Annotated in this window: 14 protein-coding genes; 10 read left to right on the top strand and 4 right to left on the bottom strand. The window is 72.4% G+C overall.

From position 1 onward, the window contains the following. The first annotated feature begins 121 nt into the window (after positions 1 to 121). The 7 genes from MKK50_RS14910 to MKK50_RS14880 are packed head-to-tail and all read left to right on the top strand — an operon-like array spanning position 122 to position 6,608. The gene (locus MKK50_RS14910; protein ID WP_499023430.1) at positions 122 to 418 is read left to right on the top strand and encodes a DUF8820 family protein; all 297 of its coding nucleotides are present in this window, start codon (positions 122 to 124) and stop codon (positions 416 to 418) included. A gap of 21 nt (positions 419 to 439) precedes the next feature. Then, positions 440 to 1,450 (top strand): DUF6745 domain-containing protein, encoded by a 1,011-nt coding sequence (locus MKK50_RS14905; protein WP_499023425.1) that lies wholly within the window; start codon positions 440 to 442, stop codon positions 1,448 to 1,450. Positions 1,451 to 1,488: 38 nt separating this feature from the next. After that, positions 1,489 to 2,415, top strand: coding sequence for an STM4015 family protein (locus MKK50_RS14900; protein ID WP_499023421.1), 927 nt, complete (start codon positions 1,489 to 1,491; stop codon positions 2,413 to 2,415). Then, a complete protein-coding gene (locus MKK50_RS14895) occupies positions 2,412 to 3,560 on the top strand; it encodes an STM4014 family protein (RefSeq protein ID WP_499023418.1) in 1,149 nt (382 codons plus the stop codon). Before MKK50_RS14900 ends, MKK50_RS14895 begins: the two co-directional genes overlap by 4 nt. Continuing rightward, positions 3,557 to 4,360, top strand: a complete 804-nt coding sequence (locus MKK50_RS14890) for an STM4013/SEN3800 family hydrolase (protein ID WP_499023415.1) — start codon at positions 3,557 to 3,559, stop codon at positions 4,358 to 4,360. Before MKK50_RS14895 ends, MKK50_RS14890 begins: the two co-directional genes overlap by 4 nt. Further along, the gene (locus MKK50_RS14885) at positions 4,357 to 5,709 is read left to right on the top strand and encodes an STM4012 family radical SAM protein (protein WP_499023411.1); all 1,353 of its coding nucleotides are present in this window, start codon (positions 4,357 to 4,359) and stop codon (positions 5,707 to 5,709) included. The genes MKK50_RS14890 and MKK50_RS14885 overlap by 4 nt, the downstream gene beginning before the upstream one ends. A gap of 2 nt (positions 5,710 to 5,711) precedes the next feature. Next, a complete protein-coding gene (locus MKK50_RS14880; protein WP_499023407.1) occupies positions 5,712 to 6,608 on the top strand; it encodes an STM4011 family radical SAM protein in 897 nt (298 codons plus the stop codon). A gap of 12 nt (positions 6,609 to 6,620) precedes the next feature. On the opposite strand, the gene MKK50_RS14875 is transcribed toward MKK50_RS14880, so the two are convergent. Continuing rightward, positions 6,621 to 7,457 (bottom strand): 3-oxoadipate:acetyl-CoA acetyltransferase, encoded by an 837-nt coding sequence (locus tag MKK50_RS14875; RefSeq protein ID WP_499023403.1) that lies wholly within the window; start codon positions 7,455 to 7,457, stop codon positions 6,621 to 6,623. Between the two features lie 167 nt (positions 7,458 to 7,624). On the opposite strand from MKK50_RS14875, the gene MKK50_RS14870 reads away from it, so the two are divergent. Both MKK50_RS14870 and MKK50_RS14865 read left to right on the top strand, forming a co-directional pair. Beyond that, positions 7,625 to 8,437: a universal stress protein gene (locus tag MKK50_RS14870; RefSeq protein WP_499023400.1), complete on the top strand. Its 813-nt coding sequence runs from the start codon at positions 7,625 to 7,627 to the stop codon at positions 8,435 to 8,437. Next, a complete protein-coding gene (locus MKK50_RS14865; RefSeq protein ID WP_253373703.1) occupies positions 8,437 to 8,763 on the top strand; it encodes a c-type cytochrome in 327 nt (108 codons plus the stop codon). The genes MKK50_RS14870 and MKK50_RS14865 overlap by 1 nt, the downstream gene beginning before the upstream one ends. 75 nt (positions 8,764 to 8,838) lie before the next feature. On the opposite strand, the gene MKK50_RS14860 is transcribed toward MKK50_RS14865, so the two are convergent. From MKK50_RS14860 to MKK50_RS14850, 3 genes are all read right to left on the bottom strand, one after another. Beyond that, positions 8,839 to 9,591 (bottom strand): Crp/Fnr family transcriptional regulator, encoded by a 753-nt coding sequence (locus MKK50_RS14860; RefSeq protein WP_253373702.1) that lies wholly within the window; start codon positions 9,589 to 9,591, stop codon positions 8,839 to 8,841. A gap of 398 nt (positions 9,592 to 9,989) precedes the next feature. Further along, on the bottom strand, positions 9,990 to 11,621 hold the full coding sequence (locus tag MKK50_RS14855; protein ID WP_499023396.1) for an ATP-binding cassette domain-containing protein: 1,632 nt from the start codon (positions 11,619 to 11,621) through the stop codon (positions 9,990 to 9,992). Continuing rightward, on the bottom strand, positions 11,621 to 13,255 hold the full coding sequence (locus MKK50_RS14850; protein ID WP_499023393.1) for an ATP-binding cassette domain-containing protein: 1,635 nt from the start codon (positions 13,253 to 13,255) through the stop codon (positions 11,621 to 11,623). Before MKK50_RS14850 ends, MKK50_RS14855 begins: the two co-directional genes overlap by 1 nt. A 99-nt stretch (positions 13,256 to 13,354) precedes the next feature. Between MKK50_RS14850 and MKK50_RS14845 the strand changes: the two genes are divergently transcribed. Next, the gene (locus MKK50_RS14845; protein ID WP_499023391.1) at positions 13,355 to 14,944 is read left to right on the top strand and encodes a cytochrome ubiquinol oxidase subunit I; all 1,590 of its coding nucleotides are present in this window, start codon (positions 13,355 to 13,357) and stop codon (positions 14,942 to 14,944) included. Positions 14,945 to 15,008 lie beyond the last annotated feature (64 nt).

Below are 15,008 nucleotides of genomic sequence, written 5' to 3'. Positions count from 1 at the left end.
AGGGCGCAACTCTGTCGAGGCATGGCCTTTGCCTGGCGCGCACCACGATCATAAGCCGGACAAAGAGCGGCAAGCGGCTCTTAAGTCGGCTCTTGCTCTTGAAACCTGGGCGGAGACGGGCATGTGGCGTCAGGGCGATATCTTCATTCGCGCGATTTCCGCCGTTCCGCAGGAGGCCGCCAGCCGGCCGCTGCCGCATACCGTGCTCGCGCATGGCGAGTTGACCGGCCATAGCCACCGCGTCGTCGATCCCGCCGCGCTGTTCGCCGGAGACAGCTGTTTCTACCTCGACGTGCGGGCCGACCGGGCCCGCGTCGTCCATGACGAGCACGGCACGATCACCCTCGACCGCGGCGTCTACCGGGTGTGGCGGCAGCGCGAATACACGCCGCAGCGCATCGTCACCGTGCAGGACTGAGTGTCGGGGAATTGATCGCCGATGCCCCCCGCACCCGCCCGGCGCATCCTGCGCCCTCAGGACACGCTCTCTGCCGACGAGGCCGGGCAAGAGGCCGGGCAGGTTCTCGACCGGCTCGACATGCCGCGCAACGAGGCCGCCCGCGCATTGCCGGACGGTCTCGTCTGTCACCGGATCCTCGCGCCCGCGAGCCGGCTGGAAACGCTCGGCCACGGCATCCGCTGCCGCGAACTCGTGCTCGACGGCTCCGCCATCGCGCGGATCGAGGATGGCAACGCGATCACCTATCGCCTCTCCGCCCGCGCCTGCCACCGGCTGACGACCCTTCCGGCGGACCTGCGCGCCGGCATCGTCGATCTGCGCGATTGCCTCGCCTTGGAGACCCTGCCGCCCGGCCTGTCGCCGGCCTTCCTCGACCTCGAAGGCTGCTCGGCGCTGAAGGCCCTGCCCGACGATCTCCATTTACGCGGAGGGCGGCTCAACATCCGCGACTGCGCCCTGATCGGCGCCCTACCGACGCGGGGCTCCGTCGCCGGGCTCGATATCGCCGGCTGCGGCCGGATCGACCACGTGCCGGAGAGTTTTCGCGTCACCTCGTGGATCGACGTGGCCGGCTCCGGCCTCACCGAACCGCCGCCGCACCTGCCCGGCATCGGCCTGCGCTGGCGCGGCGTGCCGGTGGATGCGCGCATCGCCTTCCGGCCGCACGAACTCGGGATCGCCGAGATCCTGGGGGAGCGCAACGCCGAGCGGCGGCGGGTGATGCTGGAGCGCTTCGGCTTCGAGACCTTCATGGAGGCGGCCGAAGCGGAAGAACTCGACCGGGACCGCGACCCCGGCGGCGAGCGCCGGCTGCTGCGGGTCGATCTCGCGGGCGACGAGCCCCTCGTCTGCGTTTCGGTCGGCTGTCCTTCGACCGGGCGGCGCTACTTCCTGCGCGTTCCGCCGACCACCAAGACCTGCCACCAAGCCGTGGCCTGGACCGCCGGCTTCGATGACCCGGCCGACTACGCCCCGCTGATCGAGACCTGAACCGGTCCCGCCACCGCCCGAACGAGAAGCCGGAACCGATGCCCTACGAGAACCTGACGACCTTCTTCGGCAAGCCGGTCGAGGATTTCCAGAACGGGATGGAGGCCTGGGACTTCGAGCGCGCGGTGCCGCGCTTCCGCGTCGCGTACGATTCCGAGGACAACGTGCCGGCCATGCTCGGGAGCTACGCGGCGCTGCCCGGCGCCGAGGCGACCGACGCCCTCGTCATCGGCTACTGGCAGGGCGACGATTCCGAGGGCACGTCCCAGGCGGTCGTCGAGGCGCTGGTCTCCTATGCCGAGCGGTTTCCCAACCTGCGCGCGCTCTTCCTCGGCGACATCGTCTCGGAGGAGAACGAGATTTCCTGGATCAACCAGAGCGACCTCTCGGCGCTCTGGCCGGCCTTCCCGCACCTGGAGCACATGCAGGTGCGCGGCGCCACCGGCCTCGCGCTCGGGCGGTTCGAGGCGCCGCGCCTGACCGCGCTCATCGTCGAATCGGGCGGCCTGCCGCGCCGGGTGGTGGGGGAGGCGCTGGCCGCCGGGGCACCGGAGCTGCGCCATCTCGAACTCTGGCTCGGCACCGACGAGTATGGCGGCGACAGCACGCCGGAGGATTTTGCGGATCTCTTCGCCGGCCGGCTGTTCCCGAAGCTCAACACCCTGGCGCTCCGCGACTGTGCCTATGCCGACGACCTCGCCGCGGCCGTCGCCGCCGCTCCCGTGCTGGAACGCGTCTCGACACTCGACCTCTCCCTCGGCAACCTGACGGATGCGGGCGCGGAAGCGCTCATCGCCTCGCCCGCGGTGGCGAAGCTGTCGCGGCTCGACCTGCACCACCACTTCCTCACCGAGGCGACGATGACGCGGCTGGCGGCTCTCGGGCCGGCGGTCGACCTCTCCGAGCAGCAGGAGCCGGACGAGTATGCCGGCGAGATCTACCGCAACATCGCCGTCTCGGAATGACGGGCGCCGGTGACCCGCTCACTGGGATTGCCCCCTGCGTCATCCTCGGGGTCGCGGGCGACGAGCGCACGGAGGGCTTCAGCGCCGCCCTGGTCCGGGCCGGGCACCCGCTCGCGCCCGTACTCGACTACGGCCGCTTCATTGAAGCGCCGGAACGGCTGAGCGCGCTGTTCCCGGAGGGGCGCGGCCTGCTGCGCATCGACTCGCCCGGCGGCGATCCAGGCATCCGCCGGGCCCTGTTGCGCCTCGGCGGTGAGGACGAGGCCGACGACGAGGCGACGCGGCTGCGGCCCGACCACGGCCTGCAGCGCGGGCTTGCGGCGGCGCTGCGGCTCGCCCGCCGGGTCGTCCCGCCAGGCGTCGCCCTGACCCATGAGGCCGAGACGGTCACCCTGTTCTACGACAAGCGGGCCTGCCACGCCGCCATGGCCGCGCACGGCCTGCCGGTGCCGCGGGCGCTGCCGCCGGCCGGCTCGTTCGACGCGCTTGTGGCAGCCATGCGCGCGGCCGGTCTGACCCGCGTCTTCGTCAAGCCGCGCTTCGGCTCGGGCGCCGCCGGCATCGCTGCGCTCACGGTCGCCCGCGACGGGATCGTGACGGACTCCGCGGCCGAGCACGTGCCGGGCGCAGGGGCCGGCGTGCTGCACCATTCCCACCGGCTACGGCGCTACCGCGGAGCTGAGGCCGTGGCGCTGATCGACGCAATCCTGGCGCAGGACGCGCATGTAGAGCAGTGGGTGCCGAAGGCGGCGCTCGACGGCGGGCCTTGCGACCTGCGCGTGCTCGTGATCGACGGCGAGCCCGCCCATAGCGTGCTGCGCAAGGCCCGCGGCCCGATCACCAACCTCGATCTCGGCGGGCGCCGGGACGAGGCGGACGCGCTTCGCGCCCTGGCGCCGCCCGCCGTCTGGGAGGCGATGCGGGCGGATTGCCGCCGCTTCGCGAAGCTGTTCCCGCAGACCTTCCACGTCGCCTTCGACGTGGCACTGACCGTGGGCCTGCGCCGCCACGTCTTCTTCGAGGCCAACGCCTTCGGCGACCTGATCCGCCGTGTCCGGCACGCGGGGCTCGACCCCTACCAATGGCAGGTCGCCCGCCTGCCCGGCTGGATCGCCGCGCGCCGTCCCGTGGGACTCGCCGCATGATCCGCGCCGCCGAACGCGTGGGCTCGCACGACATCCTGCTCGTGACGCTCGATTCGCTCCGCTACGACGTGGCCGCGACCGCGCTGGCGGAGGGCCGGACGCCGAACCTCGCGCGCCTGCTGCCGGGCGAGGCCTGGGAGTGCCGCCACGCGCCGGGCAGCTTCACCTATGCCGCGCATCAGGCGATTTTCGCCGGCTTCCTGCCGACGCCCGCCGAACCGGGGGCACACCCGCGCCTCTTCGCGCTGCGCTTCGACGGCAGCCGCACCACCGGGCCGGACACCGCCGTCTTCGATGCGCCCGACATCGTCTCTGGCCTCGCCGCACGCGGCTACCATACGCTGTGCATCGGCGGCGTCGGCTTCTTCAACAAGCGCACCCCGCTCGGTCGCGTCCTGCCGGGCCTGTTCGCCGAGAGCCACTGGCACGGCGGCTTCGGCGTGCAGGCGAAGGGTTCGACCGCGGCGCAGGTCGGCTGCGCCGTGGAGCGGATCGCCGCGCTCGAGCGCGAGCGGCGGCTGTTCCTGTTCCTCAACGTCTCGGCGACCCATCACCCGACCCGCGCCTACCTGCCGGGCGCGACGCGGGAGAGCGCGGAGACGCAAGCGGCCGCGCTGGCCTACGCCGACGGCGCCCTGCCCCCGCTCTTCGCGGCACTGAGCCGGCGCGGTCCGGCCCTCTGCATCCTGTGCGCCGACCACGGCACCGCCTTCGGCGAGGACGGCTATCGCGGCCACCGCCTCGCGCACCCGACCGTGTGGGACGTGCCCTACGCCGAGTTCATCCAGGAGGCGGCATGAACACCGCCATGGGCACCGGCATGAGCACGGCGGCCCTGCTCGCGGGGCCGGTCTATGGCGGCTACCAATACGCCTACCCGCACAAGACCGCCTACCGGCCGCTGCGGCATCCGGTGCCCCTGCGCGAGGCCTGGGCGGAGGAAGCCAAGGACGGGCTGTTCCTCTACGTGCACGTGCCGTTCTGCGCGATGCGCTGCGGCTTCTGCAACCTGTTCACCCTGACCCGCGGCGAGGGCCGCGTCGCGCCCTATCTCGACGCCCTGCGGCTCCAGGCCGAGACGGTGGCCGACAGCCTCGGCCGGTTCCGGGTCGCCCGCATGGCGCTCGGCGGCGGCACCCCGACCTTCCTCGAAGCGCCTGACCTCGACCGCCTGTTGGCGGATCTGCGCGACACCTTCGGGGCCACGCCCCTGGCGCTTCCGGCCTCGGTCGAGACCGCGCCCGGCACCACCACGCCGGAGCGGCTCGCCGTCCTGCGGGCGCACGGGGTCGAGCGGATCAGCATCGGCGTCGAGTCGTTTCGCGACGACGAGGCGCGGGCGATGGGCCGGCCGCAAGCCCGAGGCAGCGTCGAGGCGGCGCTCAGAACGATCCGTGACGCCGGCATCCCGGTCCTCAACATCGACCTGATCTACGGCGCCGCCGGGCAGACACCCGCCAGCTTCCTCGAATCCGTCGAGGCGGCCCTTGCCTGGGAGCCGGAAGAGCTCTTCCTCTATCCCCTCTACGTCCGGCCGCTGACCGGGCTCGGCCGGCGGGGCGGAGCCGCCGAGGACGACCGCGCCTGGGATGCGCGCCGCCTCGCGATCTACCGCGCGGCCCGCGACAGCTTGCGCGCGGCGGGCTACCGGCAGATCTCGATGCGGATGTTCCGCCGCGCCCCCGAGGCCGCATGGGGCCCGGCCTACGATTGCGCCCGCGACGGCATGGTCGGGCTCGGCGCCGGGGCGCGCTCTTACACCGCCGCCCTGCACTACGCGACCGCCTACGCCGTGGGGCAGCCGGGCGTCGCCGCCATCGTCGCCGACTACACCGCCCGCGACGCGGAGCGCCACGGCCGGGCCGATTACGGCGCGTGGCTCGACGCCGAGGACCAGCGCCGCCGCTTCGTGCTGATGCATCTGCTCCAGGCTCCCGGCCTGTCCCCGCGCGCCTATGCGGAGCGCTTCGGCACGCCGCTCCTCGCCGACCTGCCGGAACTGGCCGACCTTGCAGAGGCGGGCCTCGCCACCCTCGACGCGGAGGGTCTCAGGCTGACCGAGGCGGGCCTCGAACGCTCCGACGCGATCGGCCCCTGGCTCCAGACGGCGGGCGTGCGCGAGCGGATGCGCGCCTACGCGCTGCGCTGACCATGGCAGGCGCCCATCTCGACATCCTCTACCGAGGCCCGCTGGCGAGTTGCAATTACGCCTGCCCCTACTGCCCCTTCGCCAAGCGCCGGGACAGCCGCGAGACCCTACGGCGCGACGCAGGCCAACTCGCCCGCTTCGTCGACTGGGCCGACAGCCAGACCCGGCGCACGCTGGGCATCCTGTTCACACCCTGGGGCGAGGCGCTGATCCGGCCGGCCTACCGGACGGCGATGGCGCGGCTCAGCCGGATGCCCCATGTCACGCGGGTCGCCGCGCAGACCAACCTGTCCTGGCCGACGGGCTGGCTCGACGGCTGCGATTCCGACCGCATCGGCTTCTGGTGCACCTTCCATCCGGGCGAGACGCCGCTCGACCGCTTCCTCGGGCGCTGCGCCGAACTCGACGCCCGCGGCATCAGCTACAGCGTCGGCATCGTGGGCAAGCGCGAGCATTTCGCGGCGCTCGCCGCCCTGCGTCGGGCGCTTCGGCCCGAGACCTACCTCTGGGTGAACGCCTACCGGGACGAGGGGCCGAACTATTACGGGCCGGACGACCTCGCCACCTTGCGTGCGCTCGATCCGCTGTTCGACCTCAACCGCACCGGGATCCGCAGCCGGGGCCGGGCCTGCGCCACGGGCGAAAGCGTGGTCAGCGTCGATGGCGACGGCGAGGTCCGCCGCTGCCACGTCGTTCCGGCCCGGATCGGCAACCTCTACGACCCGGATTTCGACGCCGCCCTGACGCCGCGGCCCTGTCCGCTGGCGCAATGCCGCTGCCATATCGGCTACGCCCACATGCCGCATCTCGGCTTCCGCGAGCGGTTCGGGGCGGGGCTGCTGGAGCGGGCGCTGCCCTTCGACGCCGCAGCAGGCGCGCCCGGCCTCGCGAGGCGTTAGGATCAGCTGCCGTCAGGCAGGGAGGCCGAGGACGGTCCGGGCCTGCGCCGGGGTCGCGACACGGCGGCCGTGCCGGGCCACCGCCGCGACGGCGAGGCCGACCAGTTCGGCGTTGCTGCCCGCCAGCTGCTCCCGCGTGATCCGGATGTTGTCCTCCAGCCCGGTGCGGACCGCATCCGCCCCGCGGGCCAGCGCCCAATCCATCACGCGGGCCTGCTCGCGGCCAATTCCGGCAGCAGTCCAGGTCGCCTGCGGCAGCAGGCGGCGCAGCTCCCCGAGCAGGAGGTCGAGCAGGTGCTCCTGCGCCGGCAGCGCGTTCTTCACGCCCATCACGAACTGCACGTGCGGGCGCGCATCCATCAGCCCGGCCTCGACGAGGCGCTTGGCTCCGTGCAGGTGCGAGAGGTCGAAGATCTCGATCTCCGGCCGCACGCCGTTGCGCTGCATCTGGCCGGCGAGTTCTGTCACCAGGGTGGTGTGGTTCTCGTAGACGATGGTCGGGAAGTTGACCGAGCCGGTCGAGAGCGAGGCCATGTCGGGTCGGTGCTGGAGCGAGAGGCCGCGGCTCGCCGGGTCGCGGCCGCGCCCGCCGGTCGAGAACTGGACGATCATGCCGGGGCAGTGCTTGCGCAGGCCCGCCTGCACGGCGGCGAACTTCTCCGGATCGGACGAGGGGCTCTCGTCGTCGTTGCGCACATGGATGTGGGCCAGCGCCGCACCGGCTTCGAAGGCGGCCTGGGTCGATTCGATCTGCTCCGAGACCGTGATCGGCACGGCCGGGTTGTCGCGTTTGCGCGGCACCGAGCCGGTGATCGCGACCGCGACGACGACGGGGGGCTGGCCGGTCATGGTGTTCTCAAGCCTCGCAGAGTGAAGCGGTCGGCCGCAGGCCGGCGCAAGGGGGGCCACTCGGCCCGCCTTGCGCTGGATCAAGGCACCCGTACCGGCCGGCGGCAAGGATGCCTCCCACGAAGGATGGCCCCGCCGAGCGGAGGGGATGCCCCGGGGAGGCGAGCATGGCTTACGCGAACATCCTGGTCTCGGTCGACCTCGACGAGGCCGCCGCCGAGCGCATCCGGCTTGCGGCCACGCTCGCACGGCGCTTCGAGGCGACGCTCACCGGGGCGGCCGCCTGCAAGGTGCCGACACCCGATTACGTGCGCGATATCGGCGAGATCTATGACGAGGAGCCGCATTTCGAGGAGAAGGCGCGGGCCCTGCTCGAACAGGCACACGCCCTGTTCGAGCGCTCCGCCGAAGCCCCGCTGCGCCGCGACTGGCGCGAGGCCCTGGCGGGTCCGATCTCCCACCTCGTCGAGCAGGCGCGGGCGGCCGATCTCCTCGTGGTGGGACGCTGCGGCCTCGACGACATCCCGCTCTCCACCCTCGGCGTGTCGCCCGGCCCCGTCCTGATGGAGGCCGCCCGCCCGGTCCTCGTGGTGCCCCCGCGCGCCGAGCACCTTCGGGGCGCCCGGATCGTCGTGGCCTGGAAGGACGGGTCAGAGGCGCGCCGGGCCGTCTCGGCCGCGCTGCCCTTCATCCGCGAGGCGGATCAGGTCTTCGTCGTCAGCACCGGCGAAGGCGCCCGCAACGAGGGCGCGGAAGATGTCGCCGGCCATCTTGCCCGCCACGGCGCCGCCATCACGACCCACCTGCTGCGCAGCGTCGTGAGCGACGGCGACGAACTCCTGCGCTTCGCCGTCAAACAGGGGGCCGACCTCATCGTGATGGGCGCCTACGGCCATACCCGCCTGCGCGAGTGGCTGTTCGGCGGCGTCACCCGCGAGATGCTGCACCGCAGCCCCCTCCCCTGCCTGATGTGTCACTGATGCGTATCGCGACCACCCTTCCGATCCTGGCCCTCCTGCTGATCGCCCTCCCGGCCGCCACCCAGGCGCTCGATGCCCGCGCTAAGCGTGGCGAGACCATCGCGCGCACGAACTGCGCTCGCTGCCACGCGATCGGCCGCGTCGGCGCGAGCCCGTTGCCGGACGCGCCGCCGTTCCGCGCGTTGCACCGCCGCTACCCCGTCACGGATCTGGCCGAGGCGTTGGCGGAGGGCATCACCACGGGCCATCCGACGATGCCGGAATTCCGGCTCGATCCCGACGAGGCGCAGGCCCTGATCGCCTACCTTCAGACCCTCGAACGGTGAGGCGCTCGGACGAAGTCCGGTCGATCCCTGCGGGAGAGCGGAATTCGGCTTCCGCTCTGATCAAGGGTTCCCGTTTCAGCTCGCCGCGATGCGTTCGAGCCGGGCAACGTCCAACAGGCGCACGCCGCCGGGCACGATCAGCAGCGCCTTCTCCCGGTCGAGCCGGGTCAGCATCCGGCTCACCGTCTCGATGGTGAGGCCGAGATGGTCGGCGATGTCCTGCCGGCCCATCGGCAGCTCGACAGTGATGGAATCGTGCCCGATGCGGGCGTAGCGCGTGCGCAGGCCGAGCAGGAAGCTCGCCACCTTCTCCTCGGCGGTGCGGCGGCCCAGCAGCAGCATGTGATCCTGAGCCAGCGTCAGCTCATGGCCGGCCCGCTCGTAGAGGCGTTGCAGCAGGTGTGGCGTCCGGGCGACGAGGCCGGCGAAGGCACGCTTCTCGAACCGGCAGAGCGTCGTCGGCGCCAGCGCCTCGGCGGTGACGGTGAAGCGCTCGGGCAGCGCGAGACCGAGGAAATCGCCGACCATGGCGAAACCCATGACCTGCCGCCGCCCGTCCGGCAGAAGCCGCGACAGGCGTAAAGCCCCCTCGGTGACGTTGTAGACGGCGCCCGCCCGGCCCTCCTGCTGGAACAGGGCTTGGCGCGGGTCGAGATGGACGGGCTGGCTCAGCGCCTCCAAGCCGGCGAGTTCCTCGCTCGTGAGCGCCGCGCAGACGCTGATGAGGCGGACCTTGCACGCGGCGCAGCCACTCTCCGAGCGGTCGTGCGCGCAAGGCGGCTCGGCTGGGATCGGCTCGACACCGGGGCTCTCGCCAGAGCTTTGCATCGGAAGCCTCCCGTCCCGTAGCCCGCTCCAGGCGATTCAATAGCCTGCCTCCGCGTCGCCTGTGAAGTCGAAACCGGACAGGGCCGAAGCGAGCGGAGAATGAAGGACGACCGAGGAAGCGCATTACGGCGGCGCGGGCGATGTCTTCCCGCCAAGTGATTTCTTTCGCGGCCACATCTTTATCCTGATCTTTCCAGCCTTCTTGATCGGAACGGATGTCGTAAAGGGATTTATGCCGCTTCTCGCGACCGCGACAGCTTCGAGAGAGGGCGCACCGGAGGCGGCGCGCACGGATGCCTCGACGGCGCAAACCGGCGGCACAGAGCCTCGCCGGCGGCCCGACCCTCGCCGACTTGGCAAAGTGTAAGGAGAGTCCCGGCGTTCGGGTTGGGCTTGCCTCAATCCAGCCCGAGCGAGACCCGGCGCCCAGGCAGCCTGAGATCCGGTCGGTGGCTCGTCAGCACGACGATGCGGTCATGCCAGTGCACGAGCAGGCGCCCGAGGATGCGCGCGGCCTGATCGTCGCCGAGATGCTCGGCCGGCTCGTCGAGGAGGATGACGGGGGCCGGGCTTAAGCAGGCGCGGGCGAGGTTGAGGCGTTGCGCTTCGCCCAGCGAAAGGCCGCCCTCGCCGATCCAGGCATCGAAGCCGCCGGCCGCCCGAATGCGGGTGTCGAGTTCGACGGCCTCCAGGGCCGCCCACAAAGCCGCGTCGGAGACGCCAGGCGCGAACAGGTTCTCGCGGACGGTGTCGGACAGGATCGCCGCATCGTGCAGGCTCAGATGCGTCAGCCCCCGCCGCTCGGCCGCCGGGCGGACGGCGCCGCCGAGCCGGACCGTCTCGCCGGGCCGCTCCTCGCTCCAGCCAGCCAGCGCCTTCAACAGGGTGGTCTTGCCGCAGCCGCTGGCGCCGACGAGGGTCAGCGGTGTGCCGGGGGCGACGGCAAGCTCCGGTGCCGGGCCGAGATCGCGCCCGTCCGGCGCCCGCAGGCGCAGGCCGTGCAGGGTCAGGGCGCCGGGGGCCGGACCGGGCCGGGGGGCCGGCTCCGCGGCGGTGCCCTCCTCCACGGCGAGGGATTGGCGGGCGAGCCGGGCGCGGACGGAGCCGAGCAGCGCGCGCGGCAGGGACAGGATCGGCTCCGCGAGGGCGAGCCAAGCAAAGGCTAGGAAGGCGGCGGGCAAGAGTCCGGTGCCGCGGGCACCCGCGCTCCAGGCGGCGAGCAGCACGGCTAGGGCGATGGCGGGGCCGGCCAGCGCCAGTGCCAGTACGGACTCGAACCGGGCCAGCGCCCGCTTTCCGCAGGCGGCCTCGCGCTCGGCATCGCGCAGGGGATCGAGGGCGATCCGCAGGGCCGGGCCGCGCCGCCCCTCGACGTCGAGGGGTACCGCACCCGCCAGCGCCGCTCCGAGATCGGCGGCAGCGGTGCGCCGCGCGCGGCGGGCCCAGTCCTCGATGGCCGCGATCCGCGTCAGCGCATGCCGGGCCACGAGGCCGCCCGCCAGCGCGAGCACCGCGACGGGAAGGAGCGCGAGCGGCGCCGTGAGGGCCGTGGCGAATACGAGCCCGGCGAGCGACGCGCCGGTCAGGGCCACGGGAAAGCCGACGCGCAGCCGGGCGTAGTCGATGTCGGCCACGTCGTCGATGAAGTCGGCGAGCCGCTCCGGCCGCCCGAGCTGCCAGCCGGCGCCGCGGCTCTCCGGCGCCCGCGCAAGCGCCGCGAACAGGCCGGCGCGGCGGCGGACCTGATCGGTCAGCGCCGCGCGGTGGCCGGCCATGCGTTCGCCGTAGCGCGCGCCCGTGCGCAGCAGCGCGAACAGGCGCACCAGGGCGGCGGGGTGGTGGAAGTTGAAGGCGAAGGCCGCCGGCCCGGCCCCGGCCAGGGCCACCGCGGCCAGGAAGCTCACGGCGGTGCCGGCGAGCGCGAGATTCGCGGCGAGCGCCAAAGCCGCGAGGGCGAAGGCGAGGGTCCAAGCTCGGGACGTTTCGGCGCGGCCGGAACCGCCCGGCGTCGTATCGGAGCGTGTGCGCATCAGGCCGCCTGCCTCTCGGAAAGGGTGGGCCTCAGGGCGATGCGCCGGTCGGCGATCGCCGCCAGCGCGGGGTCGTGGGTCGCCACGATGACGAGGCGCGCGCGGGCGGCGCGCGCGAGGGCCCGGCGCACCCGCGCGGCGTTGTCGGGATCGAGCTTGGCGGTGGGCTCGTCGCAGAAGGCGGTGCCGGGCCGCAGCAGCAGGCGCGCGACGGCGACCCGGACCCGCTGGCCGCCGGAGAGGTTCTCGGCGCCCGCCCGTACGGGGGCATCGAGGCCGCCGGGCCAGTGCGGATCGTCGTCCAGGCCGAGCGACGCGGCGGCGGCGGCAACCGCCTCAGGCGGCACCGGTCTGCCGTCGGCGATGGCGGTCGCGAGCGTGCCGGCCGGGATCGGCGTGTCCAAGGAGACCCAGGTCGCGGGATGCCCCTGATCCGGCACGCGGACGGTCCCGGCGAGGGGTGCCTCGACACCAGCGAGCACCCGCAGCAGGGTCGACTTGCCGGCGCCGCTCGGGCCTGTCAGCGCGACGAGGCCGGTCGCGGGCAGGTCGAAATCGGCGACGGGTCCGGCATGGGGCAGGACGAGGCCGCGGGCGCCCGGCATTGCGGGAACCACGCCGCGTTCGGGTGCCGTGTCGGCGTCCTCCGAAAACACCCAGGCGAGCGCCTCCGCGGCCGCCTCACCCTCCGCCTTGGCATGGTAGAGTTCGGCGTAGCGGCGGAACGGCAAAAAGTATTCGGGGGCGAGCAGCAGGATCAGCAGGCTCTGCCACAGCGCCAGACCTGCGAAGCCCGGCACCTCGGCAAGGCCGAGATGGCCGAGCCCGAGGAACACCGCCAGGATCGCGATGGCAAGCGAGGCGAAGAAGTCGAGCACGCCCGCGTTCAGAAAAGCCACTGCCAGCACGCCCATGGTGCCGTCGGCGTAAGTCTCAAGCCGACGGTCGAGCTTGGCCGTCTCGCGGGGCAGGCCGTGGGCGGAGAGGATCGTCGGCAGCGTCCGCACCCGGTCGGCGAACTGCGTGGCGAGCCGCCCGAGCGCCGCCTCCTGGGCGGCGGCCCGCTCGCGGATCATGCCGCCGACGAGGGCGAAGAACACGATCATCACCGGTGTGGCGAGGAGCAGCGCCAGGGCCGCCTGCCACGAGACGACGGCGACCGCGCATGCCGTCAGCACCGGCCCGAGCGCCATCATCCGCCGCGCCACGGCGTGGCCGACGACGAGGCGGGCGAGCGCGCCGGGATGCCGCTGCAGCCCGGCGATCACCGCGCCGCGCGGCAGGTCGGCGGCGGTGCGCGCCGGCATCGCCGCGAGCCGCGCCTCGGCGGCATCGACCAGAGCGACGGCGACCTCCGCCTCAAGGGCGGCGCTGCGCGCCTCGATCGCGTATCCCAGCCCGGCGCCCGCGAGGAGGCAGGCCCCGGCAAGGCCGAGCGCGGGCCCATCGAGCCCGCCCGTCTCGATCAGCGCCCCGGCGAGCCGCGCCAGCGCGACGGCGAGCCCGAGCGTCGCGGCGCAGCGCAGGGCCTGGAGCCCGTGGAGGCGCGACAGGCCGGCCCGCGCCGCCCCGCGAGCGAGGGTCAGCGCCGTGGGCTCTGGGGCGGAACGGGCGCGGGGGGATCGACGGGTCATGCCGCCTTGTGCGGCGGGGGCGGCTCGAGCGGCTTTGATCTGCGTCAAGGATGCAAAAGCGCGGCAGCGCGAGAGGCAGCATCGGACAAGGAGCCTCCCATGACCGACCCGCTGCTCGTCGATCTGTCGCGCCTGCAATTCGCGCTGACGGCGATGTACCACTTCCTGTTCGTGCCGCTGACGCTCGGACTTTCGATCCTCGTCGCCATGATGGAGACGGTCTACGTCATGACGCGCCGCAAGATCTGGCGCGACATGACCAAGTTCTGGGGCCTCCTGTTCGGGATCAATTTCGCGCTGGGTGTGGCCACCGGCCTGACCATGGAGTTCCAGTTCGGCATGAACTGGGCCTACTACTCGCACTATGTCGGCGACGTGTTCGGGGCCCCGCTCGCCATCGAGGGCCTGATGGCCTTCTTCCTGGAGGCGACCTTCGTCGGGCTGTTCTTCTTCGGCTGGGACAAGCTCACGGCATTGGCCCACTGCATCGTCACGTGGCTGATGGCGCTCGGCACGAACTTCTCCGCACTCTGGATCCTGATCGCCAACGGCTGGATGCAGAACCCGGTCGGCTCGGCCTTCAACCCCGATACGATGCGCATGGAGGTGACCGACTTCGCCGCCGTGATCCTCAATCCGGTGGCGCAGGCGAAGTTCGTCCACACGGTCTCGGCCGGCTATGTCTGCGGCGCGGTGTTCGTGCTCAGCGTCTCGGCCTTCTACATCCTGCGCGGGCGGCATCTCGAACTCGCCAAGCGCTCGTTTGCCATCGCGGCGGCCTTCGGCCTCGCCTCGGCCCTCAGCGTCGTCGTGCTGGGCGACGAGAGCGGCTACGCCGTCACCGACCACCAGAAGATGAAGCTCGCCGCCATGGAGGCGATGTGGCACACGGAGCCCGCGCCCGCGTCGTTCACGGCGATCGGCGTCCCGGATCTGGAGAGCCGCACCACCCGCTACGCGCTCCACATCCCCTACGCGATGGGCCTGATCGGCACCCGCTCGCTGACGACCGAAATCCCCGGCATCACCGAACTGGTCGATCACGCCAAGGGCCGCATCCGCAACGGGCTCGTCGCCTACGCGGCGCTGGAGCGGATCAAGGCCGACCGCACCGACGAGGCGGCCCGGGCCGAGTTCGCCCGGACGCAACAGGATCTCGGCTACGCGCAGCTCCTCAAGCCCCTGATTGGCGATCCGCTGAAGGCGACCGATGCGGAGATCGACCGAGCGGCGTGGTCCACCGTGCCGCACGTGCCCTCGCTGTTCTTCACCTTCCGGGCGATGGCGGCCTGCGGCTTCCTGCTGATCGGCCTGTTCGGGGCGGCGCTCTGGTACACCGCCCGCGAGGCCGAGGCGCCCCGCTGGCTGTTCCGGGCCGCGATGCTGGCCCTGCCGCTGCCCTGGATCGCGATCGAGTTCGGCTGGTTCGTCGCCGAGTTCGGCCGCCAGCCCTGGATCATCGAGGGCGTGCTTCCGACCGCGCTCGCCACCTCGGAACTCGGCATTCCCTCGCTCCTCATCACCATCGCCGGCTTCACCCTGGTCTACGGCGTGCTCGCGGTGATCGAGGTGCAATTGATGCTGCGCGCCATCGCCAAGGGCCCGGAGACGCTCGCCGAAGACCCGGCCGCCCTCTTTCCCGGTGCCGGCACGAACCGGACCGACGCCGGCCTCGTCGCGGCCGAGTAGCCCTCCTTCTCCCTTCGCCGGCCGACCTCGCCATTGCGCCGGCCCCTCGCCCGAGGAGTTTCCC

Origin of the sequence: Methylobacterium sp. J-043 (genome assembly GCF_022829505.1) — a bacterium.
Classification (GTDB): Bacteria; Pseudomonadota; Alphaproteobacteria; order Rhizobiales; family Beijerinckiaceae; genus Methylobacterium; species Methylobacterium extorquens_A.
The sequence above is the reverse complement of the archived record's forward strand: the minus strand, read 5'-3'. Positions and strand labels throughout refer to the sequence as shown.

What these genes read in the sequence shown, in the direction of transcription:
- MKK50_RS14910 (WP_499023430.1), top strand. Translation starts at nt 122, where the DNA reads ATGTGGCGTCAGGGCGATATCTTCATTCGCGCGATTTCCGCCGTTCCG.
- MKK50_RS14905 (WP_499023425.1), top strand. Translation starts at nt 440, where the DNA reads ATGCCCCCCGCACCCGCCCGGCGCATCCTGCGCCCTCAGGACACGCTC.
- MKK50_RS14900 (WP_499023421.1), top strand. Translation starts at nt 1,489, where the DNA reads ATGCCCTACGAGAACCTGACGACCTTCTTCGGCAAGCCGGTCGAGGAT.
- MKK50_RS14895 (WP_499023418.1), top strand. Translation starts at nt 2,412, where the DNA reads ATGACGGGCGCCGGTGACCCGCTCACTGGGATTGCCCCCTGCGTCATC.
- MKK50_RS14890 (WP_499023415.1), top strand. Translation starts at nt 3,557, where the DNA reads ATGATCCGCGCCGCCGAACGCGTGGGCTCGCACGACATCCTGCTCGTG.
- MKK50_RS14885 (WP_499023411.1), top strand. Translation starts at nt 4,357, where the DNA reads ATGAACACCGCCATGGGCACCGGCATGAGCACGGCGGCCCTGCTCGCG.
- MKK50_RS14880 (WP_499023407.1), top strand. Translation starts at nt 5,712, where the DNA reads ATGGCAGGCGCCCATCTCGACATCCTCTACCGAGGCCCGCTGGCGAGT.
- MKK50_RS14875 (WP_499023403.1), bottom strand. Translation starts at nt 7,457, where the DNA reads ATGACCGGCCAGCCCCCCGTCGTCGTCGCGGTCGCGATCACCGGCTCG.
- MKK50_RS14870 (WP_499023400.1), top strand. Translation starts at nt 7,625, where the DNA reads ATGGCTTACGCGAACATCCTGGTCTCGGTCGACCTCGACGAGGCCGCC.
- MKK50_RS14865 (WP_253373703.1), top strand. Translation starts at nt 8,437, where the DNA reads ATGCGTATCGCGACCACCCTTCCGATCCTGGCCCTCCTGCTGATCGCC.
- MKK50_RS14860 (WP_253373702.1), bottom strand. Translation starts at nt 9,591, where the DNA reads ATGCAAAGCTCTGGCGAGAGCCCCGGTGTCGAGCCGATCCCAGCCGAG.
- MKK50_RS14855 (WP_499023396.1), bottom strand. Translation starts at nt 11,621, where the DNA reads ATGCGCACACGCTCCGATACGACGCCGGGCGGTTCCGGCCGCGCCGAA.
- MKK50_RS14850 (WP_499023393.1), bottom strand. Translation starts at nt 13,255, where the DNA reads ATGACCCGTCGATCCCCCCGCGCCCGTTCCGCCCCAGAGCCCACGGCG.
- MKK50_RS14845 (WP_499023391.1), top strand. Translation starts at nt 13,355, where the DNA reads ATGACCGACCCGCTGCTCGTCGATCTGTCGCGCCTGCAATTCGCGCTG.